Annotated in this window: 13 protein-coding genes and 1 tRNA gene; 10 read left to right on the plus strand and 4 right to left on the minus strand. The window is 60.3% G+C overall.

Features of this window, described 5'->3' with window-relative positions; translation table 11 throughout:
• Positions 1-15: 15 nt before the first annotated feature.
• The 8 genes from prsK to ACSMXM_RS02655 all read left to right on the plus strand — a co-directional run bounded on the left by prsK (position 16) and on the right by ACSMXM_RS02655 (position 11727).
• Complete coding sequence (prsK, locus tag ACSMXM_RS02620; protein ID WP_460313693.1) at positions 16-2064, plus strand: XrtA/PEP-CTERM system histidine kinase PrsK; 2049 nt, start codon at positions 16-18, stop codon at positions 2062-2064.
• Positions 2065-2068: 4 nt separating this feature from the next.
• A complete protein-coding gene (gene prsR / locus ACSMXM_RS02625) occupies positions 2069-3424 on the plus strand; it encodes a PEP-CTERM-box response regulator transcription factor (protein ID WP_460313695.1) in 1356 nt (451 codons plus the stop codon).
• A 51-nt stretch (positions 3425-3475) separates the two neighbouring features.
• Positions 3476-6301: an XrtA/PEP-CTERM system TPR-repeat protein PrsT gene (prsT, locus tag ACSMXM_RS02630; RefSeq protein ID WP_460313696.1), complete on the plus strand. Its 2826-nt coding sequence runs from the start codon at positions 3476-3478 to the stop codon at positions 6299-6301.
• Positions 6302-6369: 68 nt separating this feature from the next.
• Positions 6370-6446: transfer RNA gene (locus ACSMXM_RS02635), tRNA-Pro, on the plus strand.
• Positions 6447-6611: 165 nt separating this feature from the next.
• A complete protein-coding gene (locus ACSMXM_RS02640; protein WP_460313698.1) occupies positions 6612-7178 on the plus strand; it encodes a glycoside hydrolase family 108 protein in 567 nt (188 codons plus the stop codon).
• Positions 7175-7588: a holin family protein gene (locus ACSMXM_RS02645; RefSeq protein WP_460313699.1), complete on the plus strand. Its 414-nt coding sequence runs from the start codon at positions 7175-7177 to the stop codon at positions 7586-7588. The genes ACSMXM_RS02640 and ACSMXM_RS02645 overlap by 4 nt, the downstream gene beginning before the upstream one ends.
• Positions 7589-7691: 103 nt before the next feature.
• On the plus strand, positions 7692-10154 hold the full coding sequence (locus ACSMXM_RS02650) for a penicillin-binding protein 1A (protein ID WP_460313701.1): 2463 nt from the start codon (positions 7692-7694) through the stop codon (positions 10152-10154).
• 49 nt (positions 10155-10203) lie between these two features.
• On the plus strand, positions 10204-11727 hold the full coding sequence (locus ACSMXM_RS02655; protein ID WP_460313703.1) for a phospholipase D-like domain-containing protein: 1524 nt from the start codon (positions 10204-10206) through the stop codon (positions 11725-11727).
• Positions 11728-11827: 100 nt separating this feature from the next.
• Here the strand turns inward: ACSMXM_RS02655 and ACSMXM_RS02660 are convergent, their stop codons facing one another.
• Positions 11828-13897, minus strand: coding sequence for a catalase (locus tag ACSMXM_RS02660; protein ID WP_460313704.1), 2070 nt, complete (start codon positions 13895-13897; stop codon positions 11828-11830).
• Between the two features lie 202 nt (positions 13898-14099).
• Here ACSMXM_RS02660 and ACSMXM_RS02665 point away from each other — a divergent pair, with 202 nt between their 5' ends.
• Positions 14100-14321 (plus strand): (2Fe-2S)-binding protein, encoded by a 222-nt coding sequence (locus tag ACSMXM_RS02665; protein WP_460313706.1) that lies wholly within the window; start codon positions 14100-14102, stop codon positions 14319-14321.
• Between the two features lie 31 nt (positions 14322-14352).
• Positions 14353-14838: a bacterioferritin gene (bfr, locus tag ACSMXM_RS02670; protein ID WP_460313708.1), complete on the plus strand. Its 486-nt coding sequence runs from the start codon at positions 14353-14355 to the stop codon at positions 14836-14838.
• A gap of 56 nt (positions 14839-14894) precedes the next feature.
• Here the strand turns inward: bfr and prfB are convergent.
• The 3 genes from prfB to ACSMXM_RS02685 form a co-directional block, all read right to left on the minus strand.
• A protein-coding gene (gene prfB, locus ACSMXM_RS02675; protein ID WP_460313710.1) for a peptide chain release factor 2 occupies positions 14895-16023 on the minus strand; the annotation gives its coding sequence in 2 pieces (ribosomal slippage) (positions 14895-15953 and positions 15955-16023; 1128 coding nt in all).
• Positions 16024-16107: 84 nt separating this feature from the next.
• On the minus strand, positions 16108-16593 hold the full coding sequence (locus tag ACSMXM_RS02680; RefSeq protein ID WP_460313712.1) for a group I truncated hemoglobin: 486 nt from the start codon (positions 16591-16593) through the stop codon (positions 16108-16110).
• A gap of 19 nt (positions 16594-16612) precedes the next feature.
• The gene (locus ACSMXM_RS02685; RefSeq protein ID WP_460313714.1) at positions 16613-17473 is read right to left on the minus strand and encodes a DUF3034 family protein; all 861 of its coding nucleotides are present in this window, start codon (positions 17471-17473) and stop codon (positions 16613-16615) included.
• Between the last annotated feature and the right edge of the window lie 17 nt (positions 17474-17490).

The raw sequence follows: 17490 nt of genomic DNA on the forward strand, positions 1-17490 counted from the left end.
GCGGAGTGATGGCCCGTGACGGGCGCCGGCGCAGCCCTCAGCCACTGGGTCGCGGCGGGTGCGTTCGCATTCATGGCGATCATGCTGCTGCTGTCGCGCAAGGCCGTCGCCACATGGTGGCTGGCGTTCGCTGCCGCGGTCACGGCCCTTTGGGCGGCGGCCTTCGCCAACGGCGCAGCCACCGGCCAGTTTTTCGCCCTGACGCTGTCCCTTGGCGAAACCCTGCGCACGGGCACCTGGATCGTCCTGATCGCCGTGCTGATGCGGCTGGGCTGGCAGGACGAGCAGCAGAATCCGTCGCGCAACGTGATCCACGTTATGCTGGGCATCGTCGTAGTTCAGCTGGCGGTGGACATTGCCCTGGCGGGGGGCCTGGGTCTGTCGGGCGCACTAGGATTTCTTGCGGGCATGTGCCGCGTTGCCATTGCGATTGGCGGCCTTGTCCTGGTGCACAATCTGTTCGTGTCCAGCGCGCCCGCCAACCGCTGGAGCCTGAACCTTCTCTGTCTCGCTTTGGCGGGGATTTTTGGCTATGATCTCAACCTCTTCACGCTCAGGCTGCTCGATGCACCGCTGGCTGCCGATTTCTTCGATGCGCGCGGCTTTGCGAACGCAGTGACGGTGCCGCTGTTTCTGATCTCGACCCTCAGGAACCGAAGTCTCAGCATGCAATTGTCGCGGCAGGCCGCTTTCCAGACCTTCGCGCTGGGTGCGGTCGGTTCCTATCTGGTCGCCATGTCGCTGGCAGCGTGGGGCCTCGGCATCGTCGGCGGCGATTGGGGCCGTCTGTTTCAGATCGTGCTCATATTCGGCGCCATGCTGGCCGGTGCGGTGGTTTTGTTTTCCGGTCGTGCGCGCGCATGGCTGCGCGTCAAGATCAACAAGCACTTCTTTGCCTATAAATATGATTATCGGGAGGAATGGCTGCGTTTCATCGCCACCGTCTCGCGCTCGGGACCCGGCTTTGGCGAACTGCCGGCGCGCGTTGTGGAGGCGGTTGCTTCAATCGTCGATTCGCCAGGCGGCGCGCTCTATGTGCGTCGGGAGGGAAATAATTTCGTTCCGGAGGCGCGGTGGAATTTCCGCAGCCTGGATCTGGCGGCTGTCGATCTGGACCCGGCAATCATCGACTCGCTTGAAACGACCAGCCGAATTGTCGAATGCGAGGCGACGTCTGACCTGCCGCGTCAAATCGCCGCCAATCCGCGTGCCTGGCTGATCGTGCCTTTGGGCCATGTGGACGCACTGACCGCCATTATCCTGTTGGAGCGGCCGCGCGCGCCGCGAACGCTGAATTGGGAAGATTACGATATTCTTCGTACGGTGGGGCGGCAGGCGGCCAGCTATATCGCCGAACAGTCGGCGCTGGAGAGCCTGGAAGAATCGAAGAAATTCGAAGAATTCAACCGTCGCTTCGCCTTCATCATGCATGACATAAAGAACCTCGTTTCCCAACTCAGTCTCGTTGCCCGCAATGCGGAGCGGCACGCGGATAATCCTGACTTTCGCGCGGATATGGTCGCGACGCTGCAAAGCTCGGTTGGAAAGATGAACGACATGCTGGCGCGGCTTTCTCAGGAGACAGCGGCACCTCCGGCGGCTCACGAACGTGATGATAGTTTCGATCTCCGCGCGCTGTTGCAGGAAATTACAGACGACAAGAACCGAACCGGTGCCAATGTTCGGCTCGATGCAGACAATTATCCGCTCGAGATCGGCGGAACTCGTGCCAAAATGGAGCAGGCGATAGGACATCTCGTGCAGAATGCGATAGACGCGAGTCCGGCGGGTGCGCCCGTTGACCTGAGGTTGAGGAACGAGGCGGGGGCGGTGAAACTGATTGTGGATGATCGCGGCTGCGGCATGAGCTCGGAGTTCATCGAGCGCGAATTGTTCAAACCGTTCAGGTCCACCAAGGTTTCGGGCTTTGGGATCGGTGCCTATGAATCGCGCGAGATCATTCGCGCGGCCGGCGGTCGACTCGACGTCCAGTCGACGGAGGGAGAAGGAACCAGCTTCATCGTTCACTTCCCAGTAAGCCCAACACGTCAGAGACGGGGCTGAACAGATGGCAGATACACGAACCCGCAAACTTCTCGTCGTTGAAGATGACGAAGGCCTGCAGCGACAGCTGAAATGGGCCTATGAAGACTATGAAACCATAATTGCCGGCAGCCGTAAGGAGGCCGTGGAGGCCCTGCGACTGCACGAGCCCGATGTGGTTACCCTGGACCTGGGGCTGCCGCCCGATCCCGATGGAGCGACCGAAGGGTTCGCGACGCTGGAAGATATCATGCGGATGAAGCCCGATACGAAGGTGATCGTCGCCTCGGGTCATGGTGCGCGTGAAAGCGCGCTGAGGGCGGTATCCATGGGCGCCTATGATTTCTATCAGAAGCCGGTCGATATCGACACATTGGGTCATATCGTCGGCCGTGCCTTTCACCTTTACGATATCGAAGCGGAAAACCGCGCGCTCGCCACGAAGCAGGCGACGACGGAGCTTGGCGGTCTCGTCACGGCGGCCGATTCGATGCAGAAAGTCTGCCGCATGATAGAGCGTGTGGCATCGACCGACGTTTCCGTGATGCTGCTGGGCGCGTCCGGCACCGGCAAGGAACTGCTTGCCCGTGGACTGCACGACGAATCCAATCGTTCCGACCGTCCGTTCGTTGCGATCAATTGCGCGGCTATCCCCGAAAACCTGCTCGAATCCGAATTGTTCGGTTATGAAAAGGGGGCATTTACGGGCGCCGCGAAGACGACCGAAGGCAAGATAGAGTTGGCCGAGGGCGGGACACTGTTCCTGGATGAGGTTGGCGACATTCCGCTGCCTCTGCAGGTGAAACTTCTCCGCTTCCTACAGGAGCGCGTGATCGAGCGCATTGGCGGTCGCAAAACCATCCCGGTCGACGTCCGCATTGTCTGCGCCACGCACCAGAACCTTGAAGAGATGATCGCTGCAGGGTCCTTTCGCGAAGATCTGTGGTATCGGGTTGCAGAGGTCGTCGTGCGCATCCCGTCTTTGGCGGAGCGGGCAGGCGATCCAGTACTGCTTGCAAATTTTTTCCTGCAGAAATTCGCGGCCGAGCTGAAGCGCCCGTTAAAAGGCTTCGACGCGGCGGCGCTGGACGCCATTGAAAAATGGGAATGGCCGGGAAATGTGCGTGAGCTGGAAAACCGCGTAAAGCGTTCCGTTATCATGGCCGACGATCGTTATGTCAGCGCGGCGGACATGGATCTGGAAGAGCCGGAAGACAGCCAGCCCTTCAACCTGAAGCAGGTACGGGAAAATGCGGATCGCCATGCGATCAAGCTCGCACTCGCAAGGACCAAGAATAATGTCTCCGGCGCATCGAAGCTGCTGGGTGTGTCGCGTCCAACGCTCTACGATTTGATGAAGCAATATGATATTGAGACATAGCAAGCGACGTTTCCCAGGCGCTGGTTCGCGTGGGACAATGGAGGGAACGATATGACAAGCCGAAAAGACTGCACTGCCCGCGCGCCGTTTTTGCGCAGCCTGAAGACGGCTGCCGCTTTTGCCATCCTGACGCCGCTTGCGGCAACGCCGGCGTTTGCCGACGCGGAAAGCGATTCAAACAGCGCATATGTCGAGGCCTTCAAAAGCTTCTACGGCGGCGATTACCGCACCGCGCGCATTCGTCTGCTGAACGCGTTGAAGGAAAATCCCAATAACAGCCTCGCTCGTGTGCTGCAGGCGCGCGTCGCGCTGGAGCTTGGCGGCGGCGTAGAGGCGCAGACGGAGCTGGAACGTGCCGTGCAGGCGGGCGTGGCGCCGGAAAAGGTACGCCATTTGCGGGCACATGCCCTGCTGTTGCAGGGCAAGCCATCAGAGGCGGCCGACCTGCTGGAACCGTCCACAATCGAACCGCAGTTCGAGGCCTATGCCGCGCGTCTTCGCGGCCTCATCGATTTTCAGAATCGTGACCTGCAGTCCGCGGAACGCGAATTCAACCGCGCGCTGGCGCTGGCGCCGAACGATCCGTCCACCGTCAATTCGGTCGCGAAGTTCATGGGATCCATCGGACAGCATGAGCAGGCACGCGGGCTGGTGGGTGATATCCTGGAGAAGCGCCCTGACCATGTGAAGACGCTTGTCACCATGGCCGACCTGACCCGCAGCGCCAAGGGACTTGAGGAGGCGCTGCCTTACCTCAATCGGGCGCTGGAGGTGGATAAGAACAATATCGAAGCGCTGCTGGAGCGCGCCGCGACGCTGGGCGATCTGCGCAAGGAGAAGGAGGCGCGTGTCGACATCGCGCGCGTCAACAATCTGGTCGAGAAGCACCCGCTCGCGCTATATCTGGAGGCGGTCCTCGACACGCGCGAAGGCAAGACGGATCAGGCACGCTCCCTGATGACGGAAACCCGCGGGGCTCTGGACGATTTTCCCCCCGCCATCATGCTGCAGGGGCTGCTTGCGCTGGATGCCGGAAACGTGGAGCAGGCGAACAGCTTCCTCGGCTCTCTCGTAGGCAAGGCGCCTAACAGCATCACGGCCCGTAAGCTTTATGCGACTGCACAGTTGCAGAAGGGCGATGCCGAAGGTGCCTTCGCAACCCTGAAGCCGATCATTGATGCCGGGGCCGCCGATGCGCGCGTCTACGCCATTGCCGGGTCCGCGCGCGCGCGGTCGGGCATGCCGTCGGAGGCGCAGGAATATCTGCAAAAGGCGCAGGAGGCCGGTGGAGAGCCCGCCATCCAGAACCAGCTGGCCATGACGCAATTGCTGCAAGGCAAGACGGAGGCTGCCGAGGAAACCGTCAGCCAGGTACTGTCGGATGATCAGGATTCGCTGAGCGGCCTGATGATGAAGACGCTGATCGACATGAGGCAGGGGCAGTTCAAGGGCGCGCTTGCCTCCGCCACGCAGATCGCGAAGAAATATCCCGACCTTCCCATTGGCTGGAACTTGCGCGGCGGGGCCTATTTGGGCCTTGGCGACAGGGACAAGGCGGAATCCTCGTTCAGGTCCGCTCTCAAGCGGAAGCCGGATTATGCCGAGGCGCGCCGAAATCTGTCGCAATTACTGATCGCAAAGGGTGACGCCCGGGGCGCAAAGGCGCAACTGCGGCGGGTAATCGCTGATAATCCCAAGGATACTCAGGCGCTGATGGTGCTGGGTGAGCTGGCGGGTATGGAGGGGGACCGAAAGGAGCAGCTGGAATGGTTGCGCCAGGCAGCCACGATTGATCGTGGCGCCGCCGGTCCGCGCATCGCCCTGACGGAGGCCTACATGGCCGCGAATCAGGAGAGCAATGCCTCTAACGAAGCCAATGCGCTGCTGCGTGATTTTCCCCAAAATGGCGACGCCTTGCTGACCGCGGCGCGGGTCTATGAGGCGACCGGTCGCCAAGCACAGCTGGTATCCCTGTTCGACCGGATGGTGTCGGTGCAGCCAAACGCTCTCCTTCCCCGGGTTCTGCTGGGTCGGTCGCTGCAGGCGAATGACCGCATCGACGAGGCGCGCAATACGTTCCAGCGTGCGCTGACGATAACCGGTGAACCCACGACGCCCGCCTATCTGGAACTGATCGCGCTGGAGGCGCGCCAGGGCCGCATGGAGCAGGCACGCGAATGGGCGATTCGTCTGCGTAAGGAAACGCCGAATTCGAACGTCGCCGAAAACGCGCTGGGCCGGGCATATTTGCTTGCCAACCAGCCACAGGACGCGCTCGCCTCCTTCGCGGCTGCTCGCAAGAAAAGCTTCGATCTGGCGACCGCGCGCGGACTGGCGGATGCCTATGTGCGGCTGGATCGCAAGGCGGATGCCATCAAGGTCCTGCAGGCCTATCAGCGTGAAAACAAATCCGATGCAGGTGCGCTTGCGTCGATCGCCGAACTGCAACTAGGCGAAGGGCAGTATCGTCAGGCGATCGCGAATTATGAGCGTCTGCGTAAAGTTGTCGGCAATCGCGACCCGTCGATTCTCAACAATCTGGCGTGGGCCTATATCCAGCTGGAGGATCCGCGCGCGATCCCGGTTGCCCGCATGGCATATAATTTCTCGTCCCGGAATCCCAGTATCGTCGATACTTATGGTTGGGCTTTGCTAAAGGCTGGTGGCAGCAAGTCCGATGCGCTGAAATTGTTGCAGCGTGCATCGAAAACACTGCCTAAAAACGCAGAGATCCGCTACCATTTGGCAGAAGCTCTGCTGGCCAATGGCAAGCGTGCCGAGGCGCTGAAGGAAGTGCAGAGGTCATTGCAGTCCCGCGAACAATTCGCCGAGCGTACACAGGCGCAGGTTTTGTTGCGGAACCTCAGCGGCGGTTGAGTTTCGGCAAGCCGGCTTCGAACCGGCTTGCCTTGTGGCGGGGCGCCGATTAAGGCCCCCGCCACGGTCGGAGCGTGGCGCAGCCTGGTAGCGCACTACACTGGGGGTGTAGGGGTCGCAGGTTCGAATCCTGTCGCTCCGACCAGCTTATTCAGGCGCAGCGCCGTTCCGGCGCCTTGCGTCCTTTCCCAAAATACAAATGAAGTCGCCTTGAGAAGCGCCATGCAAAAATATGCCGACACGATTCTGCTTGCGGAATAGGAATTTTCCTGTCTTCTAGTCTGGCTCCTAAAATGAAGGAGCGACAAGAATGGCAAATTCGATCGACCGCCTGCTGGACGAACTGATCCAGCGTGAGGGCGGCTTCGTCAATCACCCCGACGATCGTGGCGGCCCAACCAAATTCGGCATCACCCGCCAGACCGCTTCTGCAAATGGATATAATGGTGCGATGCGTGATTTTCCGCGCGCCCTGGCGCTGGAAATTTACACACAGCGCTATTGGGAGGCGCCGCGTTTCGATCGCGTCGCAGAGATCGCCCCGCATGTCGCGGAGGAACTGTTCGACACCGGGGTCAATATGGGCCCGGCCGTCGCCACGGCCTTCCTTCAGCGGGCGTTGAATGCGCTCAACCGCAATGCGCGCGATTGGCCGGATATCAGCCTATCGCGGCATGTCGACGAGGCCACCCTTGCCGCGCTGCGGTCGTTTATCGCACGTCGCGGCCAAGGCGGGGAACGGGTACTGGTTCGCGCGCTCGATGCATTGCAGGGCGCGCGCTACATCGAACTGGCGGAGGGCAGGGCCGCCAATGAAAGCTTCGTCTATGGCTGGCTGGCGCATCGACTGGGCAACGCGATGGAGGCCACGGTATGAGTGTCATCGGAACCCTGGTCGGTCCTCTGGCCGGCCTGATCGATAAGGTTATTCCCGATCCGGAGGCGCGTGACCGCGCGAAGCTGGAACTGCTGCGTCTGGAGGGTAGCCAGGAGCTGGAATCCGTCCGCACGCAACTGACTGCCATCGTTGCGGAGGCGCAAAGCAGCGATCCATGGACCAGCAGGGCACGCCCCAGTTTTCTTTACGTCATGTACGTGCTGCTGTTGTGGTCGATCCCCATGGGGATGATCAGCGCAGTCCGACCGGAAACCGCGGCGGCGATTGCCCGGGGCATGACGGCCTATCTGAGCGGTATTCCAGAGCCACTCTACATGCTCTTCGGCACGGGTTACCTCGGCTACACAGCCGCCCGTAGCTGGGGCAAGGCGAAGGGAAAGGACTCCTGAACCATGGTGGCCGGGGTGGGGGCTGCAGCATGTCCTCCACCCCGGCACTCGGTCTGTCGTTCTTCACTGGCAATTAAGGTGCTTCCGGCGATAAAGCAGGCGGATGCCGGAAGAGATCGACGAACCCACCACCCGCCGCCCGTGGCCGCGCAGGCTCGCTTATGCGCTTGGCGGCTTTGCGCTTGTGGGCCTGGCCGTTCTTGTGGGCGGCTATTTCTGGCTGGCCGCAGGCTTGCCTGACGCCGCAAAACTGTCGGAATATGAACCGCCGCTTCCCAGCCACGTTCGTGATATTTACGGACAGCCCTTTGCCACTTTCGCGCGCGAACGGCGTATCTATGCGAATTTCGAGGATCTGCCGACACCGTTGATCGAGGCGTTTATTTCCGCTGAGGACAAGACCTTCTTCGATCATGGCGGCATCGACCTGACCGGCTTCATCAATGCGGTGGCCGATTACACGTTGAAGATCGGATCGGGCGACCGCGCGGTGGGCGGGTCGACGATCACGCAGCAGGTCGCGAAGAACCTGCTTCTGTCCGACGAATATTCGGTTACGCGCAAGCTGAAGGAGATGATCCTCGCTACGCGCATCGAGGATGCCTTTACGAAGGAACGCATCCTCGAATTATATCTCAATCAGATATTTCTTGGCCGGAACGCCTACGGCGTTCAGGCGGCCAGCTTTGCCTATTTCGACAAGCCGGTAACCGAGCTGAACACGGAGGAGGCGGCGTTCCTCGCTGCCCTGCCAAAGGCGCCAAGCAATTATAATCCCGGAACGGACGAGGGGCTGCGACGCGCCACCATCCGCCGTGACTGGATCCTCGGGCAGATGGCCGCCAATGGCTATATCACTGCGGCAGAGGCGCAGGCGGCTCGTTCCCGGCCCATTTCCGTGATCGACCGCCGACGCCAACTTGCCCCTTCCGGTACGTTGGGCAATTATTTCGTCGAGGCGATCCGCCGTGACCTGATCGATCGCTATGGCGAGGAGGGCAAGAACGGCGTCTATACCGGCGGCCTTTGGATACGCTCCACCATCGATCCCGATTACCAGGCGGCGGCGGAGACTGCGGTGCGCGACGCGCTGGTGCGTTATGACCGCGGCCGTGGCTGGCGCGGTGCCACCGATACGATAGAATTGGGCGATGGATGGCAGCAGCGTCTGATCGCCATCAATCTTCCCGTCGGTTATGATGACTGGCGGGCTGCGGTTGTCTTATCGAAGGGGTCAGGCCGCCTCGATTTGGGGTTTGAGGATGGGAGCGAGGGTGTGCTCGTTTCCGGCAATGCGGAGCTTCGCGACGCCGGCGGGGCCGGGACCGCCTATAACGAGATCACGCCCGGTGACGTCATCCCGGTAAAGAATGTTTCCGGCGACGAATATACGCTGCGCCAGATCCCTGAAGTTTCCGGCGGCATGGTCGTGCAGGAGGTGGCAACGGGCCGCGTCCTTGCCATGGTCGGCGGCTTCGATGCGCGCAAATCCTCCTTCAATCGCGCGACTCAGGCGAAGCGGCAGCCGGGTTCGACGATCAAGCCGTTCGTTTATGCAGCAGCGCTGGAAAATGGCTTCACGCCCGCATCCATCGTCGTGGACGCACCCTATTGCGTTTACCAGACGCGCTCACTCGGGCGAAAGTGCTTCCGCAATTTCTCCGGCCGTTCGGCGGGTGCGCAGACGATGCGCTGGGGCCTTGAACAATCCCGCAATCTGATGACTGTTCGCCTCGCGTCCAAGACAGGAATGGAAAACGTCGTCGAACTGATCGAGAAGATGGGTATCGGCAGCTATGAACCGTATCTCGCCTTTTCCCTTGGCGCCGGTGAGACCACCGTCATGGACCTCACCAATGCATATGCCATGCTGGCAAATCACGGAAAGCGGCAGCGGCCCATCCTCTACGATCTGATCCAGGATCGCCGGGGCAACGCCATCTACCGCGCGGACGATCGGGAGTGCGGCGGCTGCAATCAGCAGAGCTACGATCCGGACCGGCCCATGCCGACGCCCGCCGACCAGCGCCCGCAGGCGATGGATGCGCGAACAGCCTATCAGGTCGTGCATATGCTTGAGGGGGTCGTGGAACGCGGAACCGCCGTGGCGCTCAGCCGTCTGGGCCGACCGATGTTCGGCAAGACCGGCACCAATAACGGACCGACCAACGTGTGGTTCGTCGGCGGCACGCAGGAAATTGTCGCCGGGTTTTATATGGGATTCGACCAGCCCAAGAACATGGGTGGTTATGCCCAGGGCGGCACTCTGGCTGCTCCTGCGGTGCGGGAATTTTTTGAACTTGCACTCGACGAGGACGAACCCTCGCCGCCATTCCGTATCGCGCCTGGTGTGCGGATGGTTCGTGTCGATCGCCGGTCGGGCAAGCGTGTCTATGGCGCATGGCCCGGCCCCGGCCCGAAGCCGGCCGTCATATGGGAGGCGTTCAAGCCCGAGAACGAGCCTCGCCGTGTCATCGCAAAGGCAGAGGATCCGTTCACGCAGCGACCGGCGCGAGAAGTGCGGTCGGATGCGGACTTCCTGCAGCAGGAGGGCGGCATATATTAGCCCTTTGCAGGCGCTCTTTGATGGCGACCGCTTTGGCTAGACGCACATAATGCTGAAAGAGGGGGAAAACGTCTGGAAGGTGGCGCTGGCTGACCGCGCCGCGCTCGTCGTAGACGCGGAAAATTATTTCGTTCATGCCCGGTCTGCCATGTCGCAGGCTACGAAGTGCATCATGATGGTGGGCTGGGATTTCGATGCACGCATAGAGTTGGTTCCAGGCAGGGACGATATTCCCGATGAGAAGCTTGGCGACTTTGTCTACCGCCTGGTGAAGGAGAACCCCGACCTCGACATCTATCTGCTCCGCTGGCGGTTTGGTGCATTTAAGGTGTTTGCCCGCGGGACGACGATCTTCACGATCATCAAATGGCTGTTGCATCCGCGCATTCATCTGCGCCTCGATGGTGCGCATCCTTACGGATCCAGCCATCATCAGAAAATCGTCGTTATTGACGACAGCTTCGCCTTTTGCGGCGGCATCGACATGACCGGCGACCGCTGGGATACCCGGGATCATGCCGACGAGGATCCCCGCCGCCGTCGTGCCAATGGCGTAGCCTACGGTCCATGGCATGACGCAACGGCTGCGCTGCACGGTCCCGTCGCCAAATTACTGGGCGACCTGGTGCGTTTGCGCTGGCAAAGGGCAGGCGGCCGCACGCCGCCACCAAAGGTCGAAAAGGATAATGACTGCTGGCCAGAAGAGCTGGAGCCGCAATTTAGGAACGTCCAGGTAGGCATCGCCCGGACTTTGCCCGCCATGCCCGACTGGGACGGGGTTCACGAAATCGAGGCGCTGTTCCTGGATCAGATCGCCCGCGCCAAAAGCCATATCTTTATGGAAAGCCAGTATTTTGCGTCTCGCGCCGTGGCTGAGGCCATGGCGGAGCGGCTGGAGGAGCCGGGCGGACCTGAGATTGTCATCGTCAACCCGCTGACCGCGGAGGGATGGCTGGAGCCTATGGCCATGGACAGCGCGCGTGCGCGTCTGTTTCAGGCATTGAAAGCTGTGGATTTCGAGGATCGGCTGCACCTCTACCATCCCTACACGGCGGGTGGCACGCCAATCTACGTTCACGCCAAAATTACGATCATCGACGACGAGCTTGTGCGGGTCGGATCTGCCAATCTGAACAACCGTTCGATGCGCCTCGACACCGAATGCGACATCGTGATCGACGATCTGCAGGACGGCAATGACGATAATGCAGAGACAATTTGCAGGATGATGTGTGATCTGATCGGCGAACATCTGGGCGTAGGGCCGGACCGGGTGCTGGAAGAGCGTAATGCCGCGGGTTCGCTGATCGCCGCGATTGAAAAACTGCGTGTTTCAGAGCAGGTCGGCGAACGCACACTCCGACCCTACAACGTTCCGCAACTCGATACGGTAGAGGCATTTCTAGCAGACAATGAAGTTCTCGACCCCGAAGGTCCGCAAGACATGTTCGAGGATTTTGCGAAGCGGCAATTGCTGCGCGGCTTTGTATCCCGGGTCAAGCACCGCGCAAAGCGGGGCAAACAGCGGCTGAAGGATCGGCGCACGGCACGGCACGAACGCAGAGGTCACTAGCGGGCAGACCGGCGCCGGCATTTAATCCCAGCGCCGGTCCGCAGTTCAAGGTGAAAGGGGGGACGCTACTGTCTTCAATATCGCTCCCCCGGCATTTGAATCAGCCGTTCATCTTCGCCTCGCGGTCCCAGAAGCGCAGGTCACCGCAGCTTTTCAGGAACGACTTCGCATCAGCCTTGCTGCCGAGCTTTATGAAGCCATCGTCCATCCGCGATGCCACACCAGCACCTTCCAGCAAGGGCTTCACTGCCGGATCGTAGCCGATGAATTTTAGATGCGCGAAAGCGTCGGATACAAAATCCAGGCTCGGCTTGTTCAAGGCAAGCTTCTTGGCGCTGGCTTCTGACATGACGAGCGCGACGGCATCGAAGACCACCGACGGACCGCCATCGATCTTTTCGTCGGCCTCCATCATCTTGCCGTCGGACAATTTTGCACCGGCCACGTGCGGCGCGACGATGGCCACCATCGCACCCACTGCCTCCGCAGCTTCCTTCAATGCTGCCACCAGATCGGCGTCGCCACCTTCGGCAATGTAGATGCCAAGCTTCCTGCCCTTAAAGCTCGAAGGGCCATTCTTGATGATGGACAGCGCGGGCGATTCCTTCAGGTCCATGATCGGCTTGCGTGCGGCCGGCACTTTCTCCGGTAGCTCGGGCAGCCCGATGCCATCCGCCACTTCCTGCGCCAGCCCCTCGTCAATATTGCGGAGATGACCGACCATTCGTTGGCGAATATCCATGCGCTCGACTTTCGAGAGCTCGAAGGTGAGGGCGCTCGCCATATGATCCTGCTCATTGGGCGTCTGCGAAATATAGAATTGCCGCGCCTGACTATAATGATCGGCAAAGGTTTCCGAACGCACACGTTCTTTGACGCCTTCAACTGGCTCTGGATAACTGGTGAAGCCCTTCTGGGGGTTTTCGCGCGGACCTTCGCCATGGTCCCAACTGTTTGGCTCGTAATTGACGCGGCCCTTCGGGTTCGTCATCGCCATATGGCCGTCCTGTTGGTAGTGCCGCACTGGGCATTTCGGCGCATTGATCGGGATATGGGTGAAGTTCGGCCCGCCCAGACGTTTCAGCTGCGTGTCGAGATACGAGAAATTCCGGCCCTGCAGCAGCGGGTCGTTTGTGAAATCGATGCCGGGCACGACGTTCTGTGTGCAAAACGCGACCTGCTCGGTCTCGGCAAAGAAATTGTCGACATTGGCATCCAGCGTCAGCGTGCCGATGATCCGCACCGGCACTTCTTCCTCGGGAATGATCTTCGTCGCGTCCAGAATGTCGAAGTCGAACTTGTCGGCAAATTCATCGTCGAACACCTGAATGCCCAGATCCCATTGCGGGAAATCGCCGGCGTCGATTGAGTCCCACATGTCGCGCCGGTGGAAATCGGGATCCATGCCGTTCACCTTCAGCGCCTCGTTCCATACGACCGACTGCAGGCCCTGCTTTGGCTTCCAGTGGAATTTGACATAGTGCGATTTGCCTTCGGCATTGACGAGCCGGAAACTGTGGACGCCGAAGCCTTCCATAAATCGGAAAGACCGCGGGATGGTCCGGTCGGACATGATCCACATGACCATGTTCATCGATTCCGGCGACAGCGAGATGAAGTCCCAGAAATTGTCATGCGCCGTCTGGGCCTGAGGAAAGCCACGGTCGGGGGCGGGCTTTGCGGCGTGGATCAGGTCGGGAAATTTGATAGCGTCCTGGATGAAAAAGACGGGAATATTGTTCCCGACCAGATCCCAATTGCCCTCTTCGGTATAGAATTTGGTCGCAAAGCCGCGAACGTCACGCGCCAGATCCGGCGACCCCTTATTGCCGGCCACCGTTGAAAAGCGCGTAAATGTGGGCACCTTCTTGCCCACTTCGTTGAAGATTTTCGCGCGGGAGAGTTCCGGGATCGCCTCCTTCAGTTCGAAATGACCATGAACGCCATAGCCGCGGGCGTGGACGACGCGCTCAGGGATCCGCTCATGATCGAAGTGAAAGATCTTCTCGCGCGCGATCTGATCTTCCAGCAGGGAGGGGCCGCGCGGTCCTGACTTCAACCAATTCTGATCGTCGGCAACCGGTGCACCCTGCGCCGTCGTCATCGTGTCGTCGTCGCCCTTGGCGGTCTGGTGCGGCGCGCCGCCCTTTGAAAGATTGAGGTCGGTCATTGTGCGGCCCTTTGATGATGTGCAGTTCCTAGATGAACGTGCACAGGCCGGGATCGTTGCAAGCCGCTGATAAAAATGAAGTCTTAACATAGATTACAGGGTTAATTCCCGCTGTAGTCAGGATGGTACCCAAATTATTTGTTGCAAATGCTATTGCGATCCATTCTCACCGGGCTTACAAGATGAGGTGTGAGGGAATCGCATGTACGTATGTATCTGTAACGCCATTAAGGAAACCGATCTTCGCGCCGCGGCCCGGCAGTGCCGCAGCGACGCGGAGACGATTTATGCGTCCATGGGTCGACCGCCGCAGTGTCGTCAGTGTTTGGACGATGCCGAAGAAATCCTGGCCGAGGCACGCAGTCCGCAGAATCCACCGATCCGTCCCGCATTCGCTTGTCCTCGACTGGCACTATCTGCATAGTCGCCGCTCACAAGAGCAGGAGACACGCGCCATGAAGGGCGACCAGCAGGTAATCCAATATCTCAACAAGGCTCTTTTGAACGAGCTGACGGCCATCAACCAATATTGGCTGCATTACCGTATGTTGGATAATTGGGGAATCTCCAAGCTTGCCGAATATGAACGGCATGAATCCATCGACGAGATGAAGCATGCCGACACGCTATCGGAGCGTATTTTCTTTCTCGACGGGCTGCCAAATTTCCAGGCGCTCGGAAAGTTACGCATCGGCGAGACTGTCGAAGAAATCCTGAAAGCCGACCTCGCTTTGGAGGAGGAGGCGATCCCTCTGCTGCGAGAGGCGATCGCCCATTGCGAGCAGGTAAAGGATTATGTCAGCCGAGAGGTTTTCGAGCGTATTCTCGAAAATGAGGAAGAGCATGTCGACTGGATCGAGAAGCAGTTCGACCTGATCGAACGGATGGGCATCCAAAATTACGTCCAGTTGCAGAGCCAGGCGGCTGGCGAGGGCAATTAACGCCCGCCGGAGCCGCAGGGGAGGGGCCGCGCCCGTCGCCCACCCCCTCCGTACCGCTAATCTGCGTCCTCAACCTCCACGGTTTCGCCCGTGACGCGCTGGGCGAGGGCGGCGGCCATGAATTCGTCCAGGTCGCCATCCAGTACCGCAGTGGGATTCCCTTTTGTTATCCCGGTCCTCAGGTCTTTCACCATCTGATAGGGTTGCATGACATAGCTGCGAATCTGGTGCCCCCAGCCAATGTCCGTTTTGGCGGCGTTGGTCGCATGCGCCTCTTCCTCGCGGCGCCGTAATTCCGCTTCGTAGAGCCGCGCCTTCAACTGTTGCATCGCCTGCGCACGGTTCTTGTGCTGCGACCGCTGGTTCTGGCACGCGACGATGATGCCGGAGGGGACGTGCGTGATCCTGACGGCACTGTCCGTCGTATTGATGTGCTGTCCGCCCGCGCCAGACGCCCGATAGGTATCGATCTTCAGGTCGGATTCGTTGACCTCGATGTCGATATCGTCGTCGACGACGGGATAGACCCAGACCGATGCGAAGCTGGTATGCCGCCGCGCTGCCGAATCATACGGGCTGATCCGAACCAGCCGGTGAACGCCCGATTCCACCTTGGCATAGCCATAGGCGTTCTGCCCCTTCAGCATCAAAGTTGCCGATTTGATGCCCGCCTGTTCGCCGGCATGATAATCGACCACCTCCACCTTCATGCCACGCTTCTCGCCCCAGCGCGCGTACATGCGCTGTAGCATTTCGGCCCAGTCCTGCGACTCCGTGCCGCCGGCACCGGCGTTGATCTCGATATAGGTGTCGTTGGGGTCGGCCTCGCCCGACAGCAGTGCAGCGACCTTGTCGCGGTCCGCGCGAATGGCGAGCTGTTCCAGCGCCTTTTCGGATTCCGTGATCAGGTCCGCATCGCCCTCTGCCTCGGCGAGCTCGATCATCTCCGCCGCGTCCTCCATCTCGGACTTGATCTCACGCGCGGCGGTCACGGCCTCCTCCAGGCGGCCGCGCTCCTGCATCAGTGCCTGTGCGTTCTTTGGGTCGTCCCACAGGGAGGGGTCCTCGGCGAGCGCATTCAGCTCGTCGAGGCGCCGGGTTGCTACATCCCAGTCAAAGAAACCTCCGGATCAGGGCGAGTGCTTCGTTGATACGGTCGATGTGGGCGAGGGCTTCAGCGCGCATGGGAACTCCGCAAGAATGAAAACACGATTTTGGGGACCATGTAACGCCTGGCTTCATTTTTTGCGATAGGCCCGTCCGGCGGGCTCAGCGTTCGATCACATCCTCCCGCATGGGCGCCAGCTTCGACAGGAAGCGGTTCTGCAGGCGAAAGGGCACGCCCTCCGCCGCCATGGCCGCCTGCAGATTTTCGACGAGAGCGTTCATGTCCGCATGCTGCAGACCCATATGCTCATGCGCCGCCTTCATGTCCCGGCCGCTATAGTCGCAGTCGCCCCCCAGAATATAGCAGAACTGCTCCCCCAATGTCCGGTGCAGGCGTACCATGTCCTGACCCCGAAAAATGTCCGCGACGCGTGGGTCCTGCTGGTTGCGAGCGACCAGATCGGCGACGATGCGTGTGATCCCTGGCTTGCCGCCAAACGCCTCGAACATCCTCTCCCCTTCAAAGGGGTCTGTGCCCGCATTGGCATTTGACTGCGTATAAGCGTCCACCGGCAGTTCGCCGGGTCCGTGCACCTCTTGCGGCGGTTCCGCACCGGCCAGCAGCAGCGCGCATAGTGAGATGATCATGCGGATGATCCTTGTCTGATTAGAAGGCGGTCTGAATCTGGAACAGGGCGCCGCGTTGTGGTTCCGACGTGGCGATCGATCCCAAATCGACATAGGCCGCCGTCACCGTCAGATGATCCGTGACGGCGTAGGCCGCGAAAATGTCGAACCAGTCGGATTCGGCGGCAAAGCCTAGCCGGTCGGGCTTGGTTCGGAACTCGCCCCCGACAACCAGACCTCTCGACAGCTGATAGGCGGCGGAGCCCTCGAACTGGACGCTGCGATCTTCGTCATGGCCCAAGAGGCCGGTTTGATTCGCGCGGGTCAGGCGTACTGTCGCATCCAGCAGCAGGCTATGGGCCAGGAACAGCTTCGTCGCGCTCAGATATATATCGGTGCCTTCGGTCCGGTCGGCGCCGACGGCAGTTACCAGGGCGTCATTGGCGCTTTTCTTATGTTGGATGCCGACAGCGATCTGCGGCTTCAACGGCGGCCCATAGACAAGATCGCCGGTCAGGCGGACCTTTGCCGAGAAGACGTCCTGGCTAAAGACATAGCCCCTGCCGATCCCCAGCGCTTCGCCAAGCTGCTGCGTGTCCAGATTCTGCCGCGCATAGGAAAGCTCTACACGGTTTCTGACACCGATGGCGGCACCATAGCTGTGCCAGTCATAGTCGGGCAGGGCGATCGCGGTCAGATGGGCGGACACGCCAACTCCGTCACGGGTTTCGTTGCCGGCAATGACCGACCAACTGGCCAATCCACCGCCGGAGCTGCCCTCGATGCTCGTGATGCCATTCGTCAGCAGCAATTTGCCGCCATTGCGCAGATCAGCGGCCTGCGACGTGCCAGCGGCGGCAGCGGAAAGAGCGGCAAGCAAGAAGCGCACTGTCTGTCTCATGCAGACAGTGCCTAGAC

This window comes from Pacificimonas sp. ICDLI1SI03, from assembly GCF_054740865.1.